Origin of the sequence: Psychromonas marina, assembly GCF_030161115.1 — a bacterium.
Classification (GTDB): domain Bacteria; phylum Pseudomonadota; class Gammaproteobacteria; order Enterobacterales; family Psychromonadaceae; genus Psychromonas; species Psychromonas marina.
This window is the reverse complement of sequence record NZ_BSPQ01000033.1, coordinates 1-4,026: the sequence shown is the minus strand read 5'-3', so window position 1 is coordinate 4,026 and position 4,026 is coordinate 1. Positions and strand designations below refer to the sequence as shown.

The 4,026-nt window shown below is 38.4% G+C and carries 3 protein-coding genes and 1 rRNA gene; all 4 read right to left on the bottom strand.

The features are described from left to right. Positions 1-346: 346 nt before the first annotated feature. Positions 347-2,095 (bottom strand): 2-isopropylmalate synthase, encoded by a 1,749-nt coding sequence (gene leuA, locus QQK09_RS19255; RefSeq protein WP_284205862.1) that lies wholly within the window; start codon positions 2,093-2,095, stop codon positions 347-349. A 426-nt stretch (positions 2,096-2,521) separates the two neighbouring features. After that, complete coding sequence (locus QQK09_RS19250) at positions 2,522-3,184, bottom strand: IS630 family transposase (protein WP_284205863.1); 663 nt, start codon at positions 3,182-3,184, stop codon at positions 2,522-2,524. Beyond that, positions 3,180-3,401, bottom strand: coding sequence for a COG3415 family protein (locus tag QQK09_RS19245; protein ID WP_284205861.1), 222 nt, complete (start codon positions 3,399-3,401; stop codon positions 3,180-3,182). The genes QQK09_RS19250 and QQK09_RS19245 overlap by 5 nt, the downstream gene beginning before the upstream one ends. Before the next feature lie 397 nt (positions 3,402-3,798). Continuing rightward, a 5S ribosomal RNA gene (gene rrf, locus QQK09_RS19240) occupies positions 3,799-3,914 on the bottom strand. Positions 3,915-4,026 lie beyond the last annotated feature (112 nt).

Sequence of the window (4,026 nt, the reverse complement as noted above, 5' to 3'; positions counted from 1 at the left end):
GATTAAATTGTTAAAGAGCGTGCCTTTCGGCGAGGTGCGTATAATACGCTACCTGTGAACCTTGTCAACAACTTAATTTATTAAGTTTATCAACTCAAACTCTAGGAGTTTGTTGGTTCCGACTAGGTTAGTGGCTTGCGCCTCAGTCCTTGTCTGTGCGGCGTATTATAGGGATTCAGATCACATTGGCAAGCCTTTATTAGCAATTAAATTTCGTTCGCTCAGTAAACAAACAAAAGGCTGTTTTTATCGACAAAATAGGAGGTTCAAGGGGATTGATAGAAGAATAATCACTAACGTCACTCTAAATTCAGGTGACGTTAGTCAATATTATTGTCGCTTTTTATTATACAGCAGCTAATTTAATTGTGCTGTGATGGTTAATATTCACACCACTTCTCATAACTGCATTCAATACGGCCTGTAAAGAAGCATTAACAATATCTAAACTTTTCGCTGCAGCACAGTAACGAACTCCCATAATACTCAATTGTACATAAGCAATGGCTTCTGATTGTTCATTTTCAGCCCCTAGCTTATTCGGTAATGCATGCTCATTATAATCAATTAAAGTAATTTCTTTTTTAATTAGCCCGCTTAATCCACTAACAAAAGCGTCAAGCACACCTTTACCCTGACCATCAATACTCACCGAAGTATTATTACTAATAACAATTGCTTGTAATCTATCATTATTGGCTTGGCGATCTAATTGATAGTTATCAATGGTGACTTTATTATCAGGTGCTAAATAAGTTTCAGTAAATATATTATTAATAGTCGCTGAAGATACTTCACTTTCATAGTTTTCTGCATGTTCTTGTACATACGGGCTAAAATCAACCTGCATCCAGCGTGGCATTTGCACCCCATAGTCTTGTTCAAGTACATAAGCGACTCCGCCTTTACCAGACTGACTATTAATTCGTATTACTTGTTGATATGTTCTTCCTAAATCTCTAGGATCAATCGGCAAATAAGCGACTTCCCAGTGCGCTTCAGGATCAACAGCACGTTTATTCTCATCTATTGCCATACATTTATTAATTGCATCTTGATGACTACCAGAAAAAGCTGCAAAAACTAATTCTCCTGCATAAGCATGACGTGGGTGCACTGCAAGTTGTGTACAACGTTCAACCGTAGTTATAACTCGATCCATATCAGAAAAATTTAATTGTGGATCGATACCTTGGCTATAAATATTCATCGCCATAGTTACAATATCCATATTACCAGTACGTTCTCCGTTACCAAGCAAGGTTCCTTCAATACGATCCGCACCTGCCATTACCCCTAATTCAGCCGCTGCTACACCGCAACCTCTGTCATTATGAGTATGTAAACTTATTGTTATTGATTCACGGTGACTGATATTCTCACCTATCCACTCTATTTGATCTGCATACACATTTGGAGTTGATGCTTCTACTGTCGCAGGTAGGTTAATAATGACTTTATGTTCTGGAGTAGGTTTCCATATGCTAATCACTGCATCGCATATTTCAACAGCATAATCCATCTCTGTGTTGGTGAAGCTTTCCGGTGAATACTGGAATGACCATTGAGTTTCAGGTTGAGTTATCGAAAAATCACGTACCCACTCAGCCCCTTGAATGGCAATGGCTTTAATTTCATCACGAGATTTTTTAAAAACCTGTTCTCTCTGTACGGTAGATGTAGAGTTATATAGATGAACAATTGCTTTTTTTGCTCCTTTTAAAGCTTCAAAACTACGCTTAATCAACGGCTCTCTTGCTTGAGTCAGTACTTGAATAGTTACATCGTCAGGAATAAGGTCTTGTTCTATCAATTGACGAACAAAATCAAAATCTGGAGCGGAAGCCGCAGGAAAACCAACCTCTATCTCTTTGAAACCTACATCTACTAATAATTTAAACAGTTCAAGCTTTTGACTTGGGTTCATCGGCTCAATCAATGCTTGATTACCATCACGTAGATCTACGCTACACCACTGTGGTGCTTTATCGATAACTTTATCAGGCCAGCGTCTATCTATTTTCTTAATAGGTGTATAAGCACGATATTTTTTATGATTAAAATTAGCTTGAGCTATAGTAGACACTTGAAACATCCTTATTTGCAATTGAAGGGTAATGGCGAGAAAAAGAATTAGCGAGTTGGTGCACCTTGGTAAGGGTATAACCACCCGTCTTCGATTAAAAACATCGCTCGCTATCCATGTGTTAACTATAAAATATTTAAGCTAGTGAGTGGTTGCAAATAAACCACCATTTAAGAACCTCATGGCAATTAATAACCAAATAAAAACGTAAAGTTAGTCAAAAAAGCTAATTTCATACATTAAAGTGTAATGACAACTTAACTTTGCATCACTTTTTTTATTAGAGTATTGATAAGTAGGAATAATAATTTAAGAAAGTTGAGGTGTTAAAATCTATTTTAAGATTCACTGATAATAGTATTTTCCCATCTTACACCTATCACCAAAACTAAAGGTGTCAAATTTACCCACCATCTTGAGCAGAATAAAATAGCTCTATTGATGTCGCATCCATGACCAGACTTGTTCAATTGTATTTAATTCTGGAGAGTATGGCGGGATGTGGATAATACTTAAATTGGGGAATGCGTCGTCTAAGTATTCTTGATGCCAACTCGCACCATCCATTATCACTACTGTATGCCGGTCAACCTCTGTAGCGTTTGTAATGAGTGCTAGATGTTCTTTCATTATTTCCATATTAGTAAACGTTGTAATAATGGTTTCTGTTTTACCATTAGTCGGGCAAACTGCACCAAACAGGTAGGCATAAGTGTATTGTTGTTGCTGAACGACACGTGGTCTCGTGCCTTTTTCAGCCCATATTTTAGTTGTTGTATTCTGTTGCCCGAACCGAGCCTCATCTTGAAACCAGATATCCACACGATCTAAAGCCACATGACCAGGGATCTTAAGGATCGTTTTTATTTGGAAGTTTTTAAAATTTTCCTGTGCGTCAATTGATTGCTTAAGATGCTTTGAGCGCGTCGCGATCCAACTAAGATTTAGTTCGTGTAGCAGGTTGTAAATATTGGATTTTTTATACTGTACGCCAAAACATAACGCTGGACATCTTTCCCTTGTAGCCTGCCACCATCGGCCTTTACAGTTGAAGAAACAACAAAATCTTTTAGTTGAGAGAGCTGTTCTGCGCTTAATCCCTTGGACGGCCTGTATGCTTTTTCTCTTTTAACCCTGAAATCCCCTGTATTAAATAGGTTTGTATCGAGCTATTAACACTCGTTCGGCTTACTTTTAAGTATTCAGATATTTGAGTTCTATTTTTACCATCGAGGAAGTGAGAAGCCGCTAATAAGGGAAGCTTTAGTCTCGCATCTGATGTTGAGTTAATGATTTTAGATAATTCTTGAGTCATATCCAGCACCTTTAAATTGTACCTTATTAGATCACAAAATTAATGGAATTGGTATTAGGCGCTTGGCGATGGGTGGACATTGATCATAAACCATCACTTCAAAGCACCAAAACGAAAAAATAAAGTACAACTGTAGATCGGTCTTTAGGCCGACAATTGGGCGAAGCACGATATGCACTTTCTATTTTGGAGGTTTTTTGATACACAGAGGCGCTTGGCGATGGGTGAACATTGTTCGTAAACCTTGCCTGTCGGCAAACTCACCCTACTATCACATGGAATGAATGCTACTGCGTAGCAACTATTCATTTCCCATGTTCGAGTAGTCAACGCCATAAGGCGCTAAAACGAAAAAATCCCTGCTGACGTGAGTCAACAGGGATTGTTCGTATTAGGCGCTTGGCGATGACCTACTCTCACATGGGGAGACCCCACACTACCATCGGCGCAACTGCGTTTCACTACTGAGTTCGGAAAGGGATCAGGTGGGACCACAGCGCTATTGTCGCCAAGCTAAAAAGTTAATTAGAAAAGCTGTTATTGTTCTTTGAATTTGTTCGTCTTTAATCAGGCTTTGTATTAGTAAAATACGTTACGCAAGCGCATATATTTTTATGTCTTCTTT

Bases quoted from the DNA above. Each gene is read 5' to 3' on its own strand.
- leuA (WP_284205862.1), bottom strand. From the start codon at position 2,095: ATGTTTCAAGTGTCTACTATAGCTCAAGCTAATTTTAATCATAAAAAA.
- QQK09_RS19245 (WP_284205861.1), bottom strand. From the start codon at position 3,401: ATGACTCAAGAATTATCTAAAATCATTAACTCAACATCAGATGCGAGA.